Genomic DNA, 4,750 nt, shown 5'->3' on the forward strand with positions numbered 1-4,750 from the left:
CCACCAACGCGTACGTGCCGCCGACCACCAGTTGGTTGGCGGCCTTCACGGTCTGCCCGGAGCCCGCCGGACCCACGTGCACGGCCCTGCCGAGCGGGCCGAAGACGGCCTGCGCCGCCGAGAAATCCTCCGCACCGCCACCGACCATGATGGACAGCACGCCGTCGACCGCGCCCTTCTCGCCGCCGGAGACCGGGGCGTCCAGCACGCGGATGCCGCGCGCCGCGCCGGCTGCCGCGAGCCCGCGCGCCGTTTCCGGGCGGATGCTGCTCATGTCGATGTAGAGGGTGCCGGGCTTGGCGCTGTCGAGCACGCCGCCGTCGCCGAGTGCCACCGCCTCGACCTGCGGGTGGTTCGGCAGCATGGTGATCACGACGTCGGCCTCGGCGGCCGCCTGCCCCGGCGAGGACGCCACGGTGCCGCCCGTCGCGGACAGCCGTTCCAGCGCCGCGGGCACCACGTCGAACCCGACGACCTCGAACCCCGCGTCGAGCAGGTTCGCCGCCATGGGGCCGCCCATGACGCCAAGCCCGATGAAGCCGATGACGCCGCTCACGCCGCCCCCTCGCAGGCTCGGCGCCGGCGTTCGTCGGCGTGGTGCCGACGGTTCGCTCCGTAAACTCCGCTCACAGTCAAGGCATTGCCTCCAACCAGCTGAAACTCTCTTCGCTTGGCCCGACCGGCTTGTACTCGAGACCGACGTGCCCGTCGTATGGGCTGTCGGCCAGCTGGCGCAGGATCGCCGCGTAGTCCAGCTCTCCGGTCCCGGGTTGCCCTCGGCCGGGCACGTCGGCGATCTGCACGTGCCCGAACCGGTCCGCGTGGTTCGCGATGAGCGCGGACAGGTCCTCGCCCATCCGTCCGAGGTGGTAGAAGTCCGCGAGGAACGCCGTGCCCGGCACCTGGTCGAGGAGCTGGAACGCCTGCGCGGACGAGGTGATCGGGTACCGGGTGTTCTCGAACGAGTTGAGCGCCTCGACGACCACCGTCGCGCCGACGCCGCCGGCCGCCTTCGCCGCCAGCGCGAGGTTCTCCAGCGCCAGCTCCGGGTCGGTGTCGTCGGTCCGGTTGCCGTACAGGGCGTTCAGCGTCCGGCAGCCGAGGCGTTCGGCGAAACCCACGGCCACGTCGATGTTGTCCCGGAAGCGCCGGCTCGTGGCCGGCGACGAGAGCAGGCCGCGGTCCCCGGACGGCATGTGCCCCCCGTCGAAGTTCAACCCGACCAGCTGGACGCCGGCCTCGGTGACGGCGCCGGCCAACCGGTCCAGTTCGGCGTCGGCGGGGGTCGGGCCGTCGAACGGCCACCACATCTCGACGGCGTCGAAGCCCGCGCGGGCCGCGGCGGCAGGGCGTTCGAGCATGGGCAGCTCGGTGAACAGGATGGACAGGTTGACGTCGTAGCGCATGGCGCCCCTCCTAGGGAACCAGCTGGGCCAGGCTCGCCCTGGCCAGCTCGGCGGTGTCCGAAGGAGTCTTGCCGACTTTGACGCCAGCCGCCTCCAGCGCCTCCTTCTTGGCGGCCGCGGAACCGGACGAGCCCGAGACGATGGCGCCGGCGTGGCCCATGGTCCTGCCCTCCGGCGCGGTGAACCCGGCGACGTAACCCACGACCGGTTTGCTCACGTACTCCGTGACGAACGCGGCGGCCCGCTCCTCGGCGTCGCCGCCGATCTCGCCGATCATGACGATCAGCTCCGTCTGCGGGTCGGCCTCGAACGCGGCCAGCGCGTCGATGTGCGTGGTGCCGATGATCGGGTCGCCGCCGATGCCCACCGCCGTCGAGAAACCGATGTCCCGCAGCTCGTACATCAGTTGGTAGGTCAGCGTTCCCGACTTGGAGACGAGCCCGATGCGCCCCGGGCCGGTGATGTCGGCGGGGATGATGCCCGCGTTGGACTTGCCCGGGCTGATCACGCCGGGACAGTTCGGGCCGATGATCCGGGTCCTGCCGCCGGTCGACAGGGCGTGCGCCCAGAACGCCGCGGTGTCGTGCACCGGGATGCCCTCGGTGATCACGACGCACAGCCCGATGCCCGCGTCGACGGCCTCGACCACCGCGCCCTTCGCGAACTTCGGTGGCACGAACACCACGGTCGTGTCGGCGCCGGTCCGCGCCATGGCGTCGGCGACCGAGTCGAACACCGGCAGGGTTCTGCCGCCGGTCTCGACGCTCCGGCCGCCCTTGCCGGGTGTCACGCCACCCACCACGTCGCTGCCGGCGGCGAGCATCCGCGCGGTGTGCTTGCGGCCCTCCGCGCCGGTCATGCCCTGCACGATGATCCTGCTGGCCTCGGTGAGGAAGACGGCCATGTCTCAGGCTCCCTTCGCGGCGAACCGCGCCGCGGTACGTGCCGCCTCGTCCATGCTGTCCAGCCGCAGCAGCCCGGGAAGCGCCGCACCGTCGAGGATGCGGCGCCCCTCCGCGGCGTTGTTGCCGTCGAGCCGCACCACCACCGGCTTGTTCACCGACGCGAGCAGCTCGAACGCCCGCACGATCCCGTCCGCGACCGCGTCGCAGGCCGTGATCCCGCCGAACACGTTGACGAACACGGACTTCACGTCCGGGTCGGACAGGACGATCTCCAGCCCGTCGGCCATGATCTCGGCGGACGCCCCGCCGCCGATGTCGAGGAAGTTGGCCGGCTCGACCCCACCGAACTCCGCACCGGCGTAGGCCACGACGTCCAGTGTGGACATCACCAGCCCGGCGCCGTTGCCGATGACGCCGACCTCGCCGTCGAGCTTGACGTAGTTGAGGTGCTTGGCCTTCGCCCTGGCCTCCAGGGGGTCCTCGGCCTCGGCGTCGACGAGGTCCGCGTGGTCGGGATGGCGGAACGCCGCGTTGTCGTCGAGCGTGACCTTCCCGTCGAGGGCCAGGACCGCGTCGTCCCGGTCGCGGACGAGCGGGTTCACCTCGACGAGCGTGGCGTCCTCGGCGACGAACGTCTCCCAGAGCGCGACCACGACCGCGGCGGCCTGGTCGCGGATGTCCTCGGGGAACCGCGCGGCGGCGAGGATCTCCCTGGCCTTGGCCAGATCCACACCCTCGTTGGGGTCGACGGGAACCCTGGCCAGGGCCTCGGGCCGCTCGACGGCGAGCTGCTCGATCTCCACGCCGCCCTCGGCGCTCGCCATGGCGAGGAACGTGCGGTTCGCGCGGTCGAGCAGGAACGAGAGGTAGTACTCCTCGGCGATCGCGGCGGCGGGTGTGACGAGTACCCGCCGGACGGTGTGGCCCTTGATGTCCAGCCCGAGGATGTCCTCGGCCCTGGCACGCGCCTCGTCGGGGTCGGCGGCGACCCTGACGCCGCCGGCCTTGCCGCGGCCACCCGCCTTCACCTGTGCCTTGATCACGACCGGCACACCGAACTCGGCGGCGGCCTCCCCGGCTCCCACGGCGTCGGTCACCACGCGCTGACCGGGACCGACCGGCACACCGTGCGCCGCGAACAGGTCCTTCGCCTGGAACTCGTACAGGTCCACGGGCCCGCCTTCCTGGGAGTGTGACCGCGACCACGATATGTTGTAGACTGTATGCAGTATGGAACCGCTTGTCTAGGGAGGGGTCCGTGATGAGCACCTCACCTGCGTCACTCGAATTTCTGGGCCGTCGCTTCGCCATAGGACCGCCGGCACACGAACTGCTCGGCCGGCCGCGCACGTGGCCGCTGCGGGCGTGCTGGGCGGCGATGGCCGCGATCGGGATCCTGCAGTACGGCTTCGGCTCGCTCGTGCCGTCGCTGGTCGACCGGGGCTGGGTACCGCTCGACGTGTTCTGGCTGCTGGCGACGTGGACGGTCTTCCAGGCCGGGGCGGGCTTCCCGATCGCCTACCTGCGCGAGCGCGGCCGCGTCGCGCCACGCACGGCGATGATCGCGGGCGCCGTGCTGCTGCCCCTCGGGCCGCTCGCCCTGACCCAGGGCTCGGAACTCGTTGCCCTGCTCGGCTATTCGGTGCTCAGCGGCACCGGGGCCGGCATCGTGTACGCGACGTGCTCGTCGACGGTCGCGAAGTGGTATCCCGAACGGCAGGCGGCCACGGTGAGCCTGGCGACGGGTGCCTTCGCGTACGGCTCGGTGCCGTTCGCCGTCGCGTTCCTGTTCGCGCCAACCGGTCCCGCGCTGACCGTCACCGCCGCACTGGTCCTCGCGGTCGTGCTGGTGGCGGGCCTGTCGCTGGTCGACCCGCCCGCGCACTGGTGGCCGCCGGAGGTGGATCCCCGGGACTGGACGCTCGACCGCCGGCGGAGCCCGGTGCGCGCCGTGCGGCAGTACTCGCCCCGCGAGGCCATGCGGACCGGCGTCGCGCCGTTGATGTACCTGATCCTGTTCGTCGCCAGCGCGGTCTCGTTGTTCGACGTGACGTTCCTGGCGACGCTGGGCGCCACCACCGGCGCGGCGCTCGTGGTGGTGGCCGTGGGCACCGGGGTGTTGTTGGCCGCCAACGGCGCCGGGCGCGCGGTGGCCATCCGGGTGTCGGACCGGGTCGGCCGGACCAGGACGCTGGCCTGGGTGCTGGCCGTGCTCGGGTTCGGGCAGCTGTGCCTGGCGAGCGCGGCCAGCACGGGGTCGGCGGCCATGCTCGTCTTCGCGACGGTGTTCGCCGGCATGGGCGGCGGGGCGTTCTACCCCCTGTTCGCGTCGCTGGTCCGGGAGTTCTTCGGCGACCAGAGCGCGGGTGCCCGCCGGACCCACGCGGCCGTCTACAGCGCGAAGGCGTTCGGCGGTGTGCTGGGCGTCGGTGCCGGCGC

Annotated in this window: 5 protein-coding genes; 1 reads left to right on the forward strand and 4 read right to left on the reverse strand. The window is 72.1% G+C overall.

Annotated elements, in window-relative coordinates:
* From ACJ73U_RS48240 to sucC, 4 genes are all read right to left on the reverse strand, one after another.
* Nucleotides 1–520: NAD(P)-dependent oxidoreductase (locus tag ACJ73U_RS48240; protein WP_407784551.1), on the reverse strand; the 520-nt coding region annotated here is incomplete at its 3' end.
* 112 nt (nucleotides 521–632) lie between these two features.
* Nucleotides 633–1,406: a hydroxypyruvate isomerase family protein gene (locus ACJ73U_RS48245; RefSeq protein WP_407784547.1), complete on the reverse strand. Its 774-nt coding sequence runs from the start codon at nucleotides 1,404–1,406 to the stop codon at nucleotides 633–635.
* A gap of 10 nt (nucleotides 1,407–1,416) precedes the next feature.
* Nucleotides 1,417–2,310: a succinate--CoA ligase subunit alpha gene (gene sucD, locus ACJ73U_RS48250; RefSeq protein WP_407784548.1), complete on the reverse strand. Its 894-nt coding sequence runs from the start codon at nucleotides 2,308–2,310 to the stop codon at nucleotides 1,417–1,419.
* 3 nt (nucleotides 2,311–2,313) lie between these two features.
* Complete coding sequence (sucC, locus tag ACJ73U_RS48255; RefSeq protein WP_407784549.1) at nucleotides 2,314–3,483, reverse strand: ADP-forming succinate--CoA ligase subunit beta; 1,170 nt, start codon at nucleotides 3,481–3,483, stop codon at nucleotides 2,314–2,316.
* Nucleotides 3,484–3,572: 89 nt separating this feature from the next.
* Between sucC and ACJ73U_RS48260 the strand changes: the two genes are divergently transcribed.
* Nucleotides 3,573–4,750: MFS transporter (locus tag ACJ73U_RS48260; RefSeq protein ID WP_407784550.1), on the forward strand; the 1,178-nt coding region annotated here is incomplete at its 3' end.

Origin of the sequence: Actinophytocola sp. (genome assembly GCF_045807065.1) — a bacterium.
GTDB lineage: Bacteria > Actinomycetota > Actinomycetes > Mycobacteriales > Pseudonocardiaceae > Actinophytocola.